The sequence below is a fragment of the Bradyrhizobium sp. Leo78 genome, from assembly GCF_059512425.1.
Map to the genome: position 1 here is coordinate 136,650 of NZ_JCAMOT010000011.1, position 16,299 is coordinate 152,948.

Sequence of the window (16,299 nt, forward strand, 5' to 3'; positions counted from 1 at the left end):
TTGCCATGAAAATTCTCCGGGGCGTCCTGCCTTCCTAGCACACCACTTCGGCTCCTGCCGAGTTGCGGGCCAAAGGCAGGCCTGCTTGAATGCATAGCAATCAACGGGCGCGGCGCACGCGCTTAAACGAGGAAACGTCATGACGTCGCCGATCGCGGATGGCGTGGATTGCGATCTGCATCCCGCCGTGCCCCATCTGACCAGCCTGCTGCCGTACATGAACGACTACTGGCGCGACCAGGTGACGACGCGCGGCATGACGGATCTGCTGTCGCAATCCTATCCGGTCAATTCGCCGATCTCGGCGCGGCCGGATTGGCGGCCGGCGCAGGGCAAGCCGGGCTCCGATCTTGCCGACATGCAGCGCCAGGCGCTCGACAAATTCGCTGTCGCCTATGGCATCTGCAATCCGCTCTATGGCGTGCAGATGGTGTTCAGCGAGGACATGGCTGATGCCTTCTGCCGCGCGCTGAACGATTGGCTCGCCAAGGAATGGCTCGACAAGGACGAGCGGCTGCGCGGCTCGATCGTAATCCCCGTGCAGAGCATCGAGAAATCCGTGAAGGAGATCGAGCGCTGCGCGCAAGATCCGCGCTTCGTCCAGGTGCTGATGCTGGTCATGGGCGACATGCCGCTCGGCAAGCGGCACTACTGGCCGATCTATGCCGCGGCGGAGCGGTTGGGCCTGCCGATCGGCGTGCATGCCGGAAGCGCCTATCACAACCCGCCGACCTCGGTCGGCTGGGGCTCCTACCACATCGAGGACTATGTCGCGCAGGCGCAGGCGTTTCAGACGCAACTCACCAGCCTGATCATCGAGGGCGTGTTCGCCCGCCACCCGAATTTGAAAATGGTGATGCTGGAAAGCGGCTTCACCTGGTTGCCGCCCTATCTCTGGCGCTTGCACAAGTTCTGGCGCGGCGTCCGCATGGAGACGCCGTGGGTCGACCGCTTGCCATTGGAGATTGTGCGCAGCAACATCCGCTTCTCGCTGCAGCCGGTCGACGCACCGCCGGACGGCGAGACGCTGAACCGCCTGTTCGATCATATGCAGTCGGACGAATTGCTCCTATTCTCGACTGACTATCCGCACTGGCAATTCGACGGCGACGAGGCGCTGCCGAAAGGGATTTCGCCCGACCTGGTCCGCAAGATCATGATCGACAATCCGCTCGCAACCTACACGCGCTTGAAGCAATCGGTGAAAGAGGTGGCGCCATGAATATCCAGATTCGTGAACGTCCGGAGGCTGGGTCTGCCAGCATCAAGACCGCGATCGCCGATTGCGACATCCATCCGGCGCGCGCCACCCAGACCGAGCTCTATCCATTCCTCGCCAAGCGCTGGCACGCACATCTCGAAACCTTCGGCGTCCACGCCTATCAGGGCATGATGGGTGGTCCGCCCTATCCCAAGGCGCAGCCGAATGCGTCGCGTCGCGACGCCTATCCGCCGGAGGGCGGTCCACAGGGCTCTTCGCTTTCCTTCATGCAGCAACAGCATCTTGATCCGAACAATGTTGTGCTCGGCGTGCTCAATCCGCTCAACACCGGGCAGGGCATCCGCAATCAGGATCTGGCGGGGGCGATCTGTTCCGCGATCAACGACTGGCAAATCGAGAAATGGACCAGCAAGGACCAGCGCCTCAAGGGCTCGGTCGTCGTTGCCAATGAGGACGGGCAGGCTGCGGCCGCGGAGATCCGCAAGCGCGCGGGGGACAAGAACTTCGTGCAGGTGCTGCTGCTCAGCCGCAATGTCGAGCCGCTCGGCCAGCGCCGCTATTGGCCGATCTATGAGGCGGCGGAGGAAGCCGGGCTTCCGGTCGGCGTGCACGCCTTCGGCTTCGGCGGCAATCCGATCACTGCCTCGGGCTGGCCGAGCTTCTACATCGAGGAGATGGTCGGCCATTCGCAGTGCCAGCAGACCGCGCTGGCGAGCCTCGTGCTGGAAGGCGTGTTCGAGCGCTTCCCGAAACTGAAGATGGTGATGGTCGAGGCCGGCTTCGGCTGGGCGCCGTCGCTGGCCTGGCGGCTCGACAAGGTGTTCGAGCGCCTGCATGCCGAGGTGCCGCATCTGCGGCGCAAGCCGTCGGACTATATCCGCGACCACATCTGGTGGACCACGCAGCCGATGGAGGATCCGGAGCGGCGCGAGCATCTGTTCCAGACCATCGAATGGATCGGCTGGGACAGGCTGTTGTTCGCGACCGATTATCCGCATTGGGACTATGACGAGCCCTCGCGCGTGCTGCCGGCCGGCGTCAGCGACGCCAACAAGCAGGCGTTCTATCTCGACAATGCGCGCAAGCTGTACGGACTTTCTTGATGGCGAGGCATGTGGTTGCCCCGGTGAATGAACTGCCGCCGGGCACGAGGAAGTTCCTGGAGATCGACGGCCGGCCCATCGCGGTCTTCAACGTCAAGGGCGAGTTCTTCGGCCTTCTGAACCGCTGCCCGCATCAGGGTGCCTCGCTGTGCGAGGGACCGCTGATCGGGCTCGCGCAATCGTCCGATCCCGGCGAGATCGAATACACGAAGCTCGGCGAGATCATCCGCTGTCCCTGGCACGGCTGGGAATTCGACATCCGCACCGGCCAGTCCTACTGCGACCCCAAGCGCTTCCGCGCGCGGGCCTATCCAGTCAAGGTCGAGCCGGGCACGAATCTGGTGAAAGGGCCGTACGTTGCGGAGACGATCGCGGTCTCGGTGGAAAGCGACTACGTCGTGGTGGATTTATAGCTCGCTGTCATTCCGGGGCGCGCCACCGGGTCCGCGCAAAGCGCGGTCCGATGACAGGCTCCGCGCGAGCCCGGAATCCATTTCACCGCTTGTACTGGCGGCCCGATGGATTCCGGGCTCGCCGCTTCGCGGCGCCCCGGAATGACAACGGAGGCCGCGGGCCGGCAATCTTCCATCAGGCCGCGACCGCTTCGCGTGCCTCGACCTTCTCGCCGCGGCGATAGACCGTCAAGGTCGCGATGATGCCGAGCGTTGCCGCCAACATCAGCCAGAAGCCCGGTGAAGCCTTGTCGCCGGTGTGGTCGATCAGCCAGGTCGAGGCAAACGGCGTAAAGGTGCCGAACAGCGCTGCCGCCAGTGCAAAAGCCAGCGAGAAGCAGGTGGTACGCACATGTGACGGCACGATCTCGACCAGGCAGCCGAGCATGGTGCCGCTGTAGACGCCGAAATAGAACGAGAACATCATCTCGACCGCCAGCATCTTGCCGAAGCTCGGCGCGGCCACCAGCCAGTGCAGCGCCGGATAGGCGGTTACCAAGGAAAGCCCGGCGATCGTCAGCAGCACCGGCTTGCGGCCGAGCCGATCGGAGACCGCGCCGCCGACCGGGTTCCAGATGAAGTTGGTCACCGCCACCAGCAGCGTGACCAGCAGCGCGTCCTGCGTCGACAGTTTCAGCACGTTCTTGCCGAAGGTCGGCGTATAGACGGTGACGAAATAGAAGGTCGTGGTGGTCAGGATCGCGATCATCATGCCGAGGATCACGATGCGCCAGTTCGCGAGCGCCGACGCGAACACCTCGGATGCGGTCGGATGCCGCTTCATGGCGAGGAACGCCGGCGTTTCCTCCAGCGTCCGCCGCAGCACGAAGATGAAGGGGATGATCAGGCAGCCGATGAAGAACGGAATGCGCCAGCCCCAGGCTGCCACCGTCGCCGGCGGGATTATCTCGCTCAGGACATAGCCGACGATCGCGGCGACGAAGATCGCGACCTGCTGGCTCGCCGACTGGAATGAGGTGTAGAAGCCGCGGTTGCCGGGAGTAGCGATCTCCGACAAATAGACCGAGACGCCGCCGAGCTCGACGCCCGCGGAAAAGCCCTGCAGCAAGCGGCCGATCAGCACGATGACCGGCGCGGCAATGCCGATCGTCGCATAGGTCGGGCAGATCGCGATCACCACTGTGCCCACAGCCATGATCGCGAGCGTGACGATCAAGCCCTTGCGGCGTCCGATGCGGTCGATATAGGCCCCCAGCACGATCGCGCCGACCGGGCGCATCAGCGCGCCGAGCCAGAACACGCCGAACGTGTTGAGCAGCGAGGCGGTCTCGTTGTCGGACGGGAAGAACGCCTTGCCGATCGCGCTCGCATAGAAGCCGAACAGGAAGAAATCGAACTGCTCGAGGAAATTGCCGCTGGTCGCGCGCAGGATGGCGCCGATGCGCGATTTGATCTGCGGTATCTCTGCCGTACTCGTTGGCGCCATGCGCGTTTTCTCCCCGGGCTGCGACGAAAAGCCTCGTCTGCGCGGCAATTTGGCACAGCTATGCGGCGCGACCAACCCGCAAACGCGTCGGTCACCCGGAAATCTGCTGGTTTTTCAGGACTTCAGGCCTTGCCTTGGGCCGAGGCCACCATCCACTGCCGGAATGCCGCGAGCTTCGGCGAATCAGCGCGCGCCTGCGGCGAGACCAGGTAGAAGCCGGCATCGGCGGGGAGCGTGATCTTGAAGGGGACCACCAGCCGCCCCTTGGCGATGTCGTCCTGCACATAAGATGTCCGGCCCATGGCGACGCCGATGCCGTCGATCGCGGCCTGGATGGTCATGAAGATCAGGTCGAAGGTGATGCCCGGCTGCTTTGAGAGGTCGGCCGGCAGCCCGGCCGCCGTCAGCCACAGCCGCCAGTCGTCGCTGTTGGCGTTGCTGGTGTGCAAGAGCACGTGGCCGCGGAGGTCTTCGGGGCATTTCAGCGGCTTCTCACCTTTAAGCAGGGACGGGCTGCAGACCGGAAACAGCTCGTCCGCCATCAGCCAGTTGGCGCGCAATCCCTGCCACTGGCCGCGGCCGTAGCGGATCGCGGCGTCGACATTGTCGCGCTGGAAGTCGACCAGGCTGGTCGAGGTGGTGATGCGGACGTCAATGCCGGGATGCGCCTCCTGGAACGTGGAAAGCCGCGGCAGCAGCCATTTTGCGGCGAGCGAGGCCAGCGTCGACACTGTCAGCACGTGGTCGTCCTCGCGCCGCAGCAGCCGGTCGGTGGCAAGCTTCAGGTCATTGAAGGCGGCGCGGACCCCGGGGAGATATTCGGCCGCCTTTGGCGTCAACGTCAGCGCTCGGTTCTGCCGCACGAACAGCCGGACGCCGAGCTCCTGCTCGAGCCGCTTGATCTGATGGCTGATCGCGGTCTGTGTCACGTTCAGCTCGGCGGCGGCCTGGGTGAAGCTCAGGTGCCGCGCCGCCGCCTCGAAGGCCCGCAGCCCGTTCAGCGAGGGCAGCCTGGCGGTCATCTCCCGCATCCTTCTGATTCATGAGTTTATGTCATGTGAAGCGGCACAAAGTGTCGTTTGTGCAAGGCCACAACAGCGCAGATGTTTTGCAAGATAGATTAGCTATAGGAGCTGAGCATGTCCACTTGCACCCATGAATCGATGATAAATCATCATGGACAGGGCCTGTTCGCACAGGCTTTGACCCAATTGAGCGAGACCCTTCACGTCTGGCATCAGCGCTACGAGACGCGCCGCGAGCTGGCCCAGTGGTCGGAGCGCGACCTCCACGACATCGGCAAGTCCTGGAGCGATGTCGCTTATGAAGCCGAGAAACCCTTCTGGCGGGCATGAGGTGACGCCAATGCCGGCGTCGCCTCTGTGGAGGGACGCCGGCTCATTTTTTCCGGAGAGCGTGTCATGACCAGCCTGCGTCTCGACGATCTCAAGCAGTATTCGGACGTGCTGCGTTCGCGCAGCGGCGACAAGATCACCGTGCGTTTCGTCGAGCCGCGCGATGCGGAGGAACTGCAGAATTACTTCCGCTCGCTCTCGACCCGCTCCCGCTACAATCGCTTTTTTGGCGCCATGCGCGAGCTGCCGAAGAACGTGCTGGAAAACTTTGTCCATGTCGGCGAGCGCGAGCAGTTCAGCGTCGTCGCCACCGTGACGGTCGACGGCTTCGAAATCATCGTCGGCGAAGCGCGCTATGCCTTCCATGCGGAGGATGCGAGCATCGAGTTCGGCGTCTCGATCGATGACCGCTGGCAGGGCCAGGGCATCGGTCGGGCGCTGTTGAAGAATCTCGAATGCCGTGCCGCCGCGCTCGGTGCTGCACGGCTGTTCGGCGACACCTTGCGTTCCAATGACGCTATGATCGGGCTGGCAAAAAAAGGCGGTTACACCTTCGCCAACAGCCCAGGCGACTGGAAGCTGGTGCGCTTCGCGAAACACATCGCTATCGAACCGCAGGATATCCCATGTGCCAGTTGGCGGCTCGCTGCTGCCGACAAGGCCGCTTTCTCCTCGCTTGCGGTTTGATCACTGGCCCGGTTCTGGCCGCCCCAGAACCGGGCTTTTTTCTTTGTTGTTTCGCGCGTAGCCCGGATGGAGCGAAGCGCAATCCGGGATTTGTAGCTGCCGCGCGCGAGATCCCCGGATTACGCTTCGCTCTATCCGGGCTACGCACCGCGCTAGAACTTCTCCACCCAGGGGCGCAGCTCCACTTCCCAGGTCCAGGCACTGCGCGGTTGCTGCAGCACGTTCCAGTAGCTGAGAGCAATCGCGTCGGGATCGAGCATCGAATCCGGATGACCTTCCGGATCAGGGCGCGTCTTGCTGCGGATGCCGCCGTCGATAACAAAATGCGCGACATGGATGCCCTGCGGCGAAAGTTCGCGCGCCATGCTCTGCGCCAGTCCGCGCAGCGCGAATTTGCCCATCGCAAAAGACGATGATTGCGCGTAGCCCTTGACGCTGGCCGAAGCCCCCGTGAACAGGATCGCGCCATGCGTGTTCGGCAGCATGCGCTTTGCGGCCTGCTGCGCCACCAGGAAGCCGCCGAAGGCCGAGACTGCGATCGCGTTGGCGACATCGGCCGGCACGAGGTCGACCAGCGGGCCGCGCGCCCGCGCGCTTGCATTATAGACCACGAGGTCGGGCGTTCCGATCTCGCGCTCGACCAGGCCGAACAGACGTTCGACTTCGTCGGCGTCCGTTGCGTTGCAGGTAAAGGCCCGCGCGCCGGTCTCGGTGCAGAGTGCGCCGAGCTTTTCGATCTGCCGTGCGGCCAGCGCCACGCGAATTCCTTCGCGCGAAAATAGCCGCGCCAGCGAAGCGCTCAGGCCTTCGCCGACACCGACGATCAGGGCGGTCTTGTATTTTGGGGTTTCCATGAGCTTTCCTTGAACTGCCGGAGAAGATTTTGCTTGGCAGGGCAACATCCCGGCATTCGATGTGCGATAGTCTCCTCCAACAGATGAGGAAACGAACCAGAGATTTCAATGCAGCCGCTGAAACAACATCTAAACGCCGATATCGCCAACCAGCCGGGCCTGCTCGCGCCCGACACCTCGGGCATGAATTTCTACCAGGCTGATCCGGCGCTTCAGGACCTGCTGCGACTGCACCTGCCGGATGCGCTGTTTCGTCATATCGAGCCGCATCTCGATCGGCTCGGCGCGCTCGCCGGCGGCCCGCTCGATGAATGCGCGCGGCTTGCCGACCGCCATGTGCCGGTGCTGCACCAGCGCGACAAGTTTGGTCGCGACGTGCAGTGGATCGAATATCACCCGGCCTATCGCGAATTGGAGAAGGCCGCGTTCGGCGAGTTCGGTATTCACGCGATGTCGATCCGCAAGGGCATTTTGGGCTGGCCGGATAAATATCCTGTGGTGGCAAAACACGCCTTTACCTTCCTGTTCAACCAGACCGAATTCGGCATGGGCTGTCCGATCAACGTCACCGACGGCTGCGCAAAGCTGCTCGCGAATTTCGGCAGTGAGGCGCTCAAGACAAAATACCTCGATGGCCTGACCCAGACCGATATGGAAAAGCTGACCCAAGGCGGTCAGTTCATGACCGAGAAGGAAGGCGGCTCCGACGTCGGCACGCTGACGACGACTGCGGTGCAGGAGGGCGATCACTGGCGGCTCTATGGCGAGAAATGGTTCTGCTCGAATGCGGACGCCAAGGTCGTGATGCTACTAGCGCGGCCGGAAGGCGCCGGCCCCGGCACGCGTGGCGTCGGGTTGTTCCTGATGCCGCGCTTCCTCGATGACGGCTCGCAGAACCGCTACCGGATCGTGCGGCTCAAGGACAAGCTCGGCACGCGCTCGATGGCGTCGGGCGAGATCAAGCTCGAAGGCGCGATCGCCTATGCGGTCGGCAAGCTCGATCGCGGCTTCGTGCAGATGGCCGAGATGGTCAACTCGTCGCGGCTATCCAATGGCGTCAAGTCGACTGCGCTGATGCGACGCGCGTATCATGATGCGATGACGGTGGCGAAGGGCCGCGTCGTGTTCGGCAGCCGCATCATCGACCTGCCGCTGGCGCGGCGGCAACTGATGAAGATCATGCTCGCAACCGAGCAGGCGCTGTCGATGAGCTTCCTGACCGCCGATGCGCTCGACCGCGCCGAGGCCGGCAGCCAGGACGCCGCGGCGCTGCTCCGCATCCTGACGCCGACCTTGAAATTCCGCGCCACCCGCGATGCGCGAAAAGTCTGTGGCGATGCGATGGAGATGCGCGGCGGCATCGGCTACATCGAGGAATTCGCCACCGCGCGGCTGTTGCGCGACGCGCATCTCGGCTCGATCTGGGAAGGCACCGGCAACATCGTCGCGATCGATGCCTTGAAGCGCGCCGTCGGCCGCCATGGCGCCGACGCGGCACTTGCCGCGGATCTCCACGCGCGGCTCGATGACAGCGCCAATGCGCCGCAGGCCTGGCGCAGCCGTCTGCATGAACTCACCGACCGCGCCATCGGCTTTGCACGCGAGGTTGCCAGCCGCATCGACAACGAAGCGGAAGCACGTCGTGCGACCAGCCTGCTTTACCACGTGGCAAGCGCGGTGACTCTCGCCTGGGAAGGCGGGCGCATCCATGAGATGTGCGGCGATGCACGGCGGCTGTTGCTATCGCGCCTGGTGATTGATCATCGGGTAGCGACCCACGATCCGTTCCGGCTAGCGGAAAATACCGCATCGCGCGCCATCACCGATCACCTGCTCGGCGAGCGTGCCGTCGGCATGGCCGAGGTTGGCGAATTGCTTCTCGCGGCGTAGGCTGTCTCTGCACCTCTCCCAAAGGGAGAGGTCGGGAGCGCATCGAAGATGCGGTCCCGGGTGAGGGGTTCAGGTCTATCGATAGAGCGTAACCCCTCGCCCGGATCGCTGGCGCGCTCCGACCTCTCCCTACGGGAGAGGTGAAGAGAGCGCGTCATAATAAAACAACAGAGGGGAAATACCGATGAAGGCCGCCGTCCTGTACGAAGTCAACAAGCCGCTCGTGATCGAGGACGTCAGCCTGCCAAATCCCGGACCGCGCGAAGTCTTGATCCGCACTTCCGTCGCCGGTCTCTGTCATTCCGATCTGCACTTCATGGAGGGACTCTACCCGCATCCGCTGCCCGCCGTGCTCGGCCATGAATCCGCCGGCGTGGTGGAGAAGGTCGGCTCCGACGTGAACTATGTGAAGCCGGGCGATCATGTCGTGACCTGCCTCTCGGTGTTCTGCGGCACGTGCGACAACTGCACCACCGGCCGTACCGTGCTCTGCACTGATACCACCGTGAAGATGCTGCCGGGTGCTTCCAATCGCCTGCAATGGAACAGGCCGGAGAAATTGAACCAGTTCCTCAATCTCTCGTCCTTTGCCGAGCAGATGCTGGTGCACGAGAATGCGATCGTGAAGATCCGCAAGGACATGCCGCTCGAGCTCGCAGCCCTCATCGGCTGCGGCGTCATCACCGGCTATGGTGCGGTCGTGAACACCGCGAGGGTGCAAGCCGGCGAGACGGTGGCAGTGATCGGCTGCGGCGGCGTCGGCATGGCCGCGATCAACGGCGCCGAGATCGCGGGCGCCGGCCGCATCATCGCGATCGACACCAATCCCGCGAAACTGCAGCTCGCAACCAAGCTCGGCGCCACCGACATCATCGATCCCAGGAATGGCGACGTGGTGCAGCAGGTGCGTGAGCTCACCGGCGGCGGCGTGCATCATTCTTTCGAGGTGCTGGGCCGCAAGGAGACCGCCGAGCAGGCCTTCGGCATGCTCGCAGCCGGCGGCACCGCGACCATCGTCGGCATGATCCCGTACGGCCAGAAGATCGAACTGCACGGCTTCGATTTCCTGCGCGAGCGCCGCATCCAGGGCTCGTCGATGGGCTCCAACCATTTCCGCGTCGACATGCCGCGCCTGGTCGAGTTCTACATGCGGGGCAAATTGCACCTGGAGGACTGGATCTCGGCCAAGCTGAAACTGTCCGAGATCAACGACGGCTTCGCCAACATGAAAGCCGGCAAGACGCTCCGCAGCGTCATCATGTTCGATAGTTGAGGCACTCTCTGTACGTCATGCCCGGGCTTGACCCGGGCATCCATCAATCTCCCGCAAAGAAGTCCTTGTTGGCGATGGATTGCCGGGTCAAGCCCGGCAATGACGGCTGTACGTCACGGCGTTACATGCACCGAGTTTTCCGCCCGCCATTGCGAGGAGCGAAGCGACGAAGCAATCCATCCATCCGCGAGCGTGGATGGATTGCTTCGCGGAGCCTGTCATCGGGCGCGCGTACGCGCGACCCGTTGGCTCGCATGACGCTAGTCGTCAAACATCTTCGGCGGCACGAAGCCGCCGAATTCGCGCTCGATCAATTCCGCCAGCTTCAGCGGCGTGCGGTCTTCCAGCCAAGGCCCCACGATCTGCACGCCGACCGGCAATCCGTCCGGCGCGAAGCCGGTCGGAATCGCCGTTGATGGAAGCCCAGGCAGCGTCGCGATTCCGGGCCAGGCGAGCTGGTCGGGATAGGCATATCCTTTGCCGTCAATCATGATGCGGCGCTTCTCCTGCTCGGGTGAATGGTCGTGCGGATAGGCCGGCGTCGGCATGATCGGGCAGATCACGGCGTCGAAGGTCTTGAACAGTTCGCGCCATTGCGCGCGGAGCCGGGTGCGGCCGCCGTCGGCCATCACCCAGTCGCGATGATTGAGCGCGATGCCGCGCAGCCGTTCGGCGGCGAGGCTGGTATCGCTCTCCGGTAGAGCCGCGGCGGCCTGCTTGGCCCCCTCATAGAGGTCGGGCGCGAAAGAAGCGGCGAGGAACGACATCAGTATCCGCATATAGAGCCGGCTCGATGCAGCGAAGTCCGGCAACAGCTTGCTCTGGCGCTCGACCTTGACGCCTGCCTTGGCGAGGTTGGCGGCGAGCTTTTCGATCGAGCCGCGTACCACCGAATCCGTTGGCATCACCGGGTCAGTATCGATCAGCAGCACGCGGAAGTCTTTCAGCGCGGCATGTCGCGGCGCCGGCAGTTCGAGCCGGTAGGCGCTGGAGTCGAGCGGATCGGGGCCAGCGATCGCATCGAGCAGCAACGTCAGATCGGCCGCGCTACGCGCCATCGGGCCGATCACCGAGAGATCGCGATTGAATGGCAGCGGCGGCAGGGGAGGGGGCGTGTGACCGCGCGACGGCGCCAGTGCGTAGGTCGGCTTGTGCGCATAGACGCCGCAATGAAATGCCGGCACGCGCAATGAGCCGCCGATGTCGGAGCCGAGCGAGAGCGGGCCGTAACCCGCGGCGAGCGCGGCCGACGATCCGCCGGACGAGCCGCCCGGCGTGCGGCCGAGGTCGTAAGGGTTGTTGGTGGTGCCGTAGATGTCGTTGTAGCTCTGCCAGTCGCCGAGGGCGAGCGGCACGTTGGTCTTGCCGAGGATCACCGCGCCGGCATCCTTGACCCGCGCGACCGAGAGTGCGTCCTCGGTCGGCGTGAAATTCTTCTGTTCGGGAATGCCCCAGGTCGTCGGCAGGCCGGCGATGTTATAGGACTCCTTCACCGTAATGGGGATGCCGAGCAGCGGCTTTTGTTCGCCGCGGGCAAGAGCTGCGTCGGCGGCGCGCGCCGCTGATAGCGCGCGATCGAAATCGCGCACGCAGACCGCATTGATCTTCGCATCGTGACGCTCGATCCGGCCGATCGCATCCTGCGTCAGTTCGACCGCGGACACCTGCTTTGCGGCGAGCGCCGCCGATATCTCGACCGCAGTCTTGAAACTCCATTGCGATTTGGCCAAGGCAGACTCCCGATGTGATGACTGGTCCGGCAGGGATGATGATTGCTTTGCTTGAGGCCCGCAAGCGTGAGGCGTCACACATCATCGCGACGCGCGATCATCGCCGATCTGACAGCACCGATGCTTGACAGGAATTGCTAGAGCATGATCCGGAAAAGTGGACACCGGTTCTCCGAAAAAGATCATGCTCAAACAAAGAGCTAGAGCGGGATGACGATTCGAAGAAAAGTCATCGCGCTCTAGGCCGCGCCGATCAAAATGCCGACGCCGAGCACGATGGCGCCGCCGAGCACGATCTGGAATACTGCCTGCAGGAACGGCGTATCCATGTAGCGCGAACGAATGAAGGCGATCGCCCACAATTCGAAGAACACGATGATGCTGGCGATTGCGGTCGCAATCCAGAACGCGTTGGGCCAGGTATCTGGAACGAGATAGGGCAGGGTGTGGCCGAGGCCGCCGAGCGTCGTCATCAATCCGCAGGTGATGCCGCGCAGCCACGGCGAGCCGCGTCCGGTCAGCGAGCCATCGTCGGACAGCGCCTCGGCAAATCCCATGCTGATGCCGGCGCCGATCGAGGCGGCGAGGCCGACCAGGAAGGTCTGCCAGTTCTGGTGGGTGGCGAAGGCGGCGGCGAACAGCGGCGCCAAGGTCGAAACCGAGCCATCCATCAGTCCGGCAAGCCCGGGCTGCACATATTGCAAGACGAACATGCGCCGCCGCGTCCGGTCTTCCTCGGCGCGCACGTCGGGCTTCAGGATATCGTCAGTGAGCCGGACGGCGAGGTTCTCGTGGTGTCGCTCTTCTTCGGCGAGATCGCCGAGCAGGCGGCGCACGCCGACATCCTGGGCCTGTTCGGCGGCCTTGGCATAGAAGCGCTCGGCCTCAAGCTCCATCGTCTCGACTTCCTTCCGGATGGTATCGAGCGGCAGGTTCTTGGTCAGCCAGATCGGGCGGCGGCGCAGAAAGCCCTTTACGTCCTCGCGGCGGATCGGCGGCAGATGCGGGCCGAAACGCTGCTCGTAGAGTTCGAGCAGCCGGTGCCGGTGGCCGCGTTCCTCCTCAGCCATCTGCTCGAAGACCTTTGCGGTATCTGGATAGCGTTCGGCGAGATCCTCCGCGAAGGTCATGTAGATGCGGCTGTCCTCCTCCTCGGAGGCGATCGCGACCGCCAGCACTTCGCGCTCGGTCAGATCGGCAAAGTTCTTCACGGAGCCGCCTTCTCACTCAATTTAGAATTATTCTAAATTAGGCGGCCTTGGCTACCGCGTCAATCACCTTCCGCCGTGCGCGTTGCGCAGAAATGCGAGCAGCAGCCGGCTGACCTCCGCCGGACGCTCCTGCTGCACCCAATGGCCGGCGCCATCGACCAGATGGCAGCCGATCATCTTGCTGCAGGCCTTCGACTGCATCGCCTCGAACACGCCGGGCCGCTGGTAGGTGCCCCAGTCCTGCTTTCCGGAGATGAAGCAGGAGGGCACGTCGATGGTGCGGCCCGACCATGTCTGCAGCTCCGGAACGAAGGCGCCGGAGGTGCCGCAGCGATACCACTGCAGTCCGCCCTGGAAGCCGTTGCGCTCGTACTCGGCGCTGTAGAACGCAAGCTCGTGATCCGGCAGCCATTGATTGGCGGCGATCTCGGCGGCCGACGGCATTTCTTTCGCCACAGTGGCGGCCATCCCTTCGGCAAGATCCATGATGTAATAGGTTGGCAGTTTCGCCAGCTCGCCCGCGGACCAGGACGCTAGCCGATAGGGCTTGTTGCCTTTCCAGTCCGCGCTCTTGTGGTGGTAGTAGGCGCGCAGGAAGTCATGCACGCCCTGCGGCGCGCGGTGCATGTCGGGATTGGCCTCGCGGGTCGAGTAATACCATTGGTAATTCTTGCGCGGCCGCGGCAATGCCGCGAGCTCACGATGCACCGGGTCCTCCACAGCCGGCTTCGCCGGCGCATCCGCGGTGTTGAACGGCAGCGACGGCGGGCCGCCGAATGGCGCGCTCATCATCGTCACCGCCCGGAACACGTCCGGCCGGATCAGCGCGCACCACGCCGCGACCGATGAGCCGAAATCATGCCCGATCACGGCATCGACGCTTTTGTAGCCGAACGCCGACACCAGCCCCAACGAATCGCGCACCAGATTGGTCAGGCGGAACGAGGCGAGATCGCCGTCATAGTCGCCATCCCAGCCGGTGGTGCGGCCGTAGCCGCGCTGGTCCGGCGCGATCACGTGGTAGCCGGCCTCCGCCAGAACAGGCATCACCTTGCGCCAGGAAAAAGCCAGTTCAGGAAAGCCGTGCAGCAGCAGGAGACAGGGCCGGCCTTTGGTTTCGAAACCGGCCTCGAGCACATGCATGCGCAGGCCGTTGATGTCCTCGACATAGCGGGAGCGTATGCCTGAGGGGAGCGGAATGTCGGGGAGAGTGCTCATGGCGTTTCCATCCACGTCTTATCGTGCGCGACTGTAAAGACGTGGATGCGCAGGACAAGCCTGGACTGCCGTAGGGTGGGCAAAGCAAAGCGTGCCCACCATCCACATTCGGTGCAAGAAAGGTGGGCACGCTGCGCTTTGCCCACCCTACGACAACACTACAACTACACTCTTATGCCTTCGCCGGCTTCGGCCAGTAGCGGTCGCGGAGGTGGCGCTTGACCAGCTTGCCGGTCGGCGTGCGCGGCAGCTCGGCTTCGAAATCGATCGAGCGCGGGCATTTGATTGCAGACAGCCGCGATTTGCAGAAGGCGATCAGTTCGGCCTCCAGCTCCTTGCCGGCCGCAGCCATGTCGTGCGGCTGCACCACGGCCTTGACCTCCTCGCCCATCTCATCGTTAGGCACGCCGAACACCGCAACGTCGGAAACCGCAGGATGCGTGATCAGCACATCCTCGGTCTCCTGCGGATAGATGTTCACGCCGCCGGAGATGATCATGTAGCTCTTGCGGTCGGTGAGATAGAGGAAATCTTCCTTGTCGAGATAGCCGACGTCGCCGAGCGTCGACCAGCCCTTGGCGTTATAGGCGCGCTTCGTCTTCTCGGGATCGTTGTGATAGGTGAATGCTGGCGCGTCGGCGAAATAGACCGTGCCGATCTCGCCGGGCGGCAATTCCTCGTCGTTCTCGTCCAGGATCTTCACCTTGCCGACCACAGCGCGGCCAACTGTGCCGCGGTGCTCCAGCCATTGCTGCGAGGTTGACACCGTGACGCCATTGCCCTCGGAGCCTGCGTAATATTCGATCAGGATCGGCCCCCACCACTCGATCATCTTGGCCTTGACGTCGACCGGGCAGGGCGCGGCGGCATGGATCGCGCCCTTCAGCGAGGAGACGTCGTAACGCGTGCGCACCTCGTCCGGCAGCTTGAGCATGCGCACGAACATGGTCGGCACGAGCTGCGACTGCGTCACCTTGTGCTTCTCGACCAGCTTCAGGAATTCATCGGCGTCGAAGGATTCCATGATAACAGAGGTGCCGCCGAGCACGATCGCCATCATGTTGAAGCGCAGCGGAGCGGCGTGATAGAGCGGCGCCGGCGACAGATAGACGGTGTCCGCGTTCATGCCGCACATGTCGGCGCACAGCACCCGCAGGAACGGGTTCGGGACGTCGATCGGGTTACCCTCGAACTGCTTCTTGATGCCCTTGGGCCGGCCGGTGGTGCCGGAGGAATAGAGCATGTCGTAGCCGGCGATTTCATCCTTGATCGGCGTGGTCGGCTGCAGGATCGCTTCTTTGTCGAAGGAGCGGAAGCCCGGCAGCGGCTCGTCCAGCATGAACCACAATGGTTCGCCCGGCTCGCCCTTGATGAGGCCCTTCACCTGCTCGGCACATTTCGGCGAGGTGATGAAGACCTTGGCGCCGCAGTCCTTGATGATGTAGGCGATCTCGTCCTGCTTCAGGTAGCGGCTGATCGCGGTGTAGTAGAGGCCCGCGCGCTGCGCCGCCCAGCAGATCTCCATGAAGGCGAGCCGGTTCTCCATCAGAAAGGCGATGTGGTCGCCGGCCTTCAGTCCGAGCGAACGGAACAGATGCGCGCCCTGGTTCGAGAGCTCGTCGAGCTCGCGATAGGTGATCGCCTTGCTGGTAGCAGCCATCCGATAGGCGATCTTGTCCGGATGCGTGCGGGCGTGGATCGAGGGGTGGGTCACGAACGTTTCCTTGGGGATTGTTTCTGTCGTCCCCGCGAAAGCGGGGACCCATAACCACTGATCGTGGCTTTAAAGTTGGGCTGGAGCTCCAGCCGGGCATAACCACGAAACCCTGTGGTTATGGGTCCCGGGTCAAGCCCGGG

At 63.5% G+C, this 16,299-nt stretch carries 14 protein-coding genes; 7 read left to right on the plus strand and 7 right to left on the minus strand.

Annotated features, from left to right (window positions below; genetic code table 11):
- Positions 1-139 precede the first annotated feature (139 nt).
- Genes AC5ZG1_RS16900 through AC5ZG1_RS16910 form a run of 3 tightly spaced genes read left to right on the plus strand, consistent with a single transcriptional unit; the run spans position 140 to position 2,738 of the window.
- A complete protein-coding gene (locus AC5ZG1_RS16900) occupies positions 140-1,222 on the plus strand; it encodes an amidohydrolase family protein (RefSeq protein WP_456642877.1) in 1,083 nt (360 codons plus the stop codon).
- Positions 1,219-2,325, plus strand: coding sequence for an amidohydrolase family protein (locus AC5ZG1_RS16905; protein WP_496133537.1), 1,107 nt, complete (start codon positions 1,219-1,221; stop codon positions 2,323-2,325). Before AC5ZG1_RS16900 ends, AC5ZG1_RS16905 begins: the two co-directional genes overlap by 4 nt.
- The gene (locus tag AC5ZG1_RS16910) at positions 2,325-2,738 is read left to right on the plus strand and encodes a Rieske (2Fe-2S) protein (protein WP_456642878.1); all 414 of its coding nucleotides are present in this window, start codon (positions 2,325-2,327) and stop codon (positions 2,736-2,738) included. The genes AC5ZG1_RS16905 and AC5ZG1_RS16910 overlap by 1 nt, the downstream gene beginning before the upstream one ends.
- A 175-nt stretch (positions 2,739-2,913) precedes the next feature.
- Here the strand turns inward: AC5ZG1_RS16910 and AC5ZG1_RS16915 are convergent, their stop codons facing one another.
- Together AC5ZG1_RS16915 and AC5ZG1_RS16920 are read right to left on the minus strand one after the other, a co-directional pair.
- Positions 2,914-4,224 carry an MFS transporter gene (locus tag AC5ZG1_RS16915; protein WP_496133538.1) on the minus strand — a complete coding sequence of 437 codons (1,311 nt, stop codon included), beginning with the start codon at positions 4,222-4,224 and terminating at the stop codon, positions 2,914-2,916.
- A 122-nt stretch (positions 4,225-4,346) separates the two neighbouring features.
- A complete protein-coding gene (locus tag AC5ZG1_RS16920) occupies positions 4,347-5,246 on the minus strand; it encodes a transcriptional regulator GcvA (protein WP_496133539.1) in 900 nt (299 codons plus the stop codon).
- A 117-nt stretch (positions 5,247-5,363) separates the two neighbouring features.
- Here AC5ZG1_RS16920 and AC5ZG1_RS16925 point away from each other — a divergent pair, with 117 nt between their 5' ends.
- Positions 5,364-5,579 carry a DUF1127 domain-containing protein gene (locus AC5ZG1_RS16925; protein ID WP_028169031.1) on the plus strand — a complete coding sequence of 72 codons (216 nt, stop codon included), beginning with the start codon at positions 5,364-5,366 and terminating at the stop codon, positions 5,577-5,579.
- A gap of 66 nt (positions 5,580-5,645) precedes the next feature.
- Positions 5,646-6,266: a GNAT family N-acetyltransferase gene (locus tag AC5ZG1_RS16930; RefSeq protein WP_496133540.1), complete on the plus strand. Its 621-nt coding sequence runs from the start codon at positions 5,646-5,648 to the stop codon at positions 6,264-6,266.
- A gap of 152 nt (positions 6,267-6,418) precedes the next feature.
- Here AC5ZG1_RS16930 and AC5ZG1_RS16935 read toward each other — a convergent pair whose 3' ends face one another.
- The gene (locus AC5ZG1_RS16935; protein ID WP_496133541.1) at positions 6,419-7,120 is read right to left on the minus strand and encodes an SDR family NAD(P)-dependent oxidoreductase; all 702 of its coding nucleotides are present in this window, start codon (positions 7,118-7,120) and stop codon (positions 6,419-6,421) included.
- A gap of 108 nt (positions 7,121-7,228) precedes the next feature.
- Between AC5ZG1_RS16935 and AC5ZG1_RS16940 the strand changes: the two genes are divergently transcribed.
- Both AC5ZG1_RS16940 and AC5ZG1_RS16945 read left to right on the plus strand, forming a co-directional pair.
- A complete protein-coding gene (locus AC5ZG1_RS16940) occupies positions 7,229-9,010 on the plus strand; it encodes an acyl-CoA dehydrogenase family protein (RefSeq protein WP_496133542.1) in 1,782 nt (593 codons plus the stop codon).
- A gap of 184 nt (positions 9,011-9,194) precedes the next feature.
- A complete protein-coding gene (locus AC5ZG1_RS16945) occupies positions 9,195-10,283 on the plus strand; it encodes a Zn-dependent alcohol dehydrogenase (RefSeq protein ID WP_028169027.1) in 1,089 nt (362 codons plus the stop codon).
- A 260-nt stretch (positions 10,284-10,543) separates the two neighbouring features.
- Here the strand turns inward: AC5ZG1_RS16945 and AC5ZG1_RS16950 are convergent, their stop codons facing one another.
- The 4 genes from AC5ZG1_RS16950 to AC5ZG1_RS16965 all read right to left on the minus strand — a co-directional run bounded on the left by AC5ZG1_RS16950 (position 10,544) and on the right by AC5ZG1_RS16965 (position 16,156).
- Positions 10,544-12,013 (minus strand): amidase, encoded by a 1,470-nt coding sequence (locus AC5ZG1_RS16950; RefSeq protein WP_496133543.1) that lies wholly within the window; start codon positions 12,011-12,013, stop codon positions 10,544-10,546.
- Positions 12,014-12,252: 239 nt separating this feature from the next.
- Positions 12,253-13,224: an iron exporter MbfA gene (gene mbfA, locus AC5ZG1_RS16955; RefSeq protein WP_496133544.1), complete on the minus strand. Its 972-nt coding sequence runs from the start codon at positions 13,222-13,224 to the stop codon at positions 12,253-12,255.
- 63 nt (positions 13,225-13,287) lie between these two features.
- Positions 13,288-14,442, minus strand: a complete 1,155-nt coding sequence (locus AC5ZG1_RS16960; RefSeq protein WP_496133545.1) for an alpha/beta fold hydrolase — start codon at positions 14,440-14,442, stop codon at positions 13,288-13,290.
- Positions 14,443-14,614: 172 nt separating this feature from the next.
- Positions 14,615-16,156, minus strand: coding sequence for an acyl-CoA synthetase (locus tag AC5ZG1_RS16965; RefSeq protein WP_496133546.1), 1,542 nt, complete (start codon positions 16,154-16,156; stop codon positions 14,615-14,617).
- Positions 16,157-16,299: the final 143 nt, after the last annotated feature.

What these genes read in the sequence shown, in the direction of transcription:
- AC5ZG1_RS16930 (WP_496133540.1), top strand. Translation starts at nt 5,646, where the DNA reads ATGACCAGCCTGCGTCTCGACGATCTCAAGCAGTATTCGGACGTGCTG.
- AC5ZG1_RS16915 (WP_496133538.1), bottom strand. Translation starts at nt 4,224, where the DNA reads ATGGCGCCAACGAGTACGGCAGAGATACCGCAGATCAAATCGCGCATC.
- AC5ZG1_RS16925 (WP_028169031.1), top strand. Translation starts at nt 5,364, where the DNA reads ATGTCCACTTGCACCCATGAATCGATGATAAATCATCATGGACAGGGC.
- AC5ZG1_RS16920 (WP_496133539.1), bottom strand. Translation starts at nt 5,246, where the DNA reads ATGACCGCCAGGCTGCCCTCGCTGAACGGGCTGCGGGCCTTCGAGGCG.
- AC5ZG1_RS16910 (WP_456642878.1), top strand. Translation starts at nt 2,325, where the DNA reads ATGGCGAGGCATGTGGTTGCCCCGGTGAATGAACTGCCGCCGGGCACG.
- AC5ZG1_RS16900 (WP_456642877.1), top strand. Translation starts at nt 140, where the DNA reads ATGACGTCGCCGATCGCGGATGGCGTGGATTGCGATCTGCATCCCGCC.
- AC5ZG1_RS16935 (WP_496133541.1), bottom strand. Translation starts at nt 7,120, where the DNA reads ATGGAAACCCCAAAATACAAGACCGCCCTGATCGTCGGTGTCGGCGAA.
- AC5ZG1_RS16940 (WP_496133542.1), top strand. Translation starts at nt 7,229, where the DNA reads ATGCAGCCGCTGAAACAACATCTAAACGCCGATATCGCCAACCAGCCG.
- AC5ZG1_RS16905 (WP_496133537.1), top strand. Translation starts at nt 1,219, where the DNA reads ATGAATATCCAGATTCGTGAACGTCCGGAGGCTGGGTCTGCCAGCATC.
- AC5ZG1_RS16960 (WP_496133545.1), bottom strand. Translation starts at nt 14,442, where the DNA reads ATGAGCACTCTCCCCGACATTCCGCTCCCCTCAGGCATACGCTCCCGC.
- AC5ZG1_RS16945 (WP_028169027.1), top strand. Translation starts at nt 9,195, where the DNA reads ATGAAGGCCGCCGTCCTGTACGAAGTCAACAAGCCGCTCGTGATCGAG.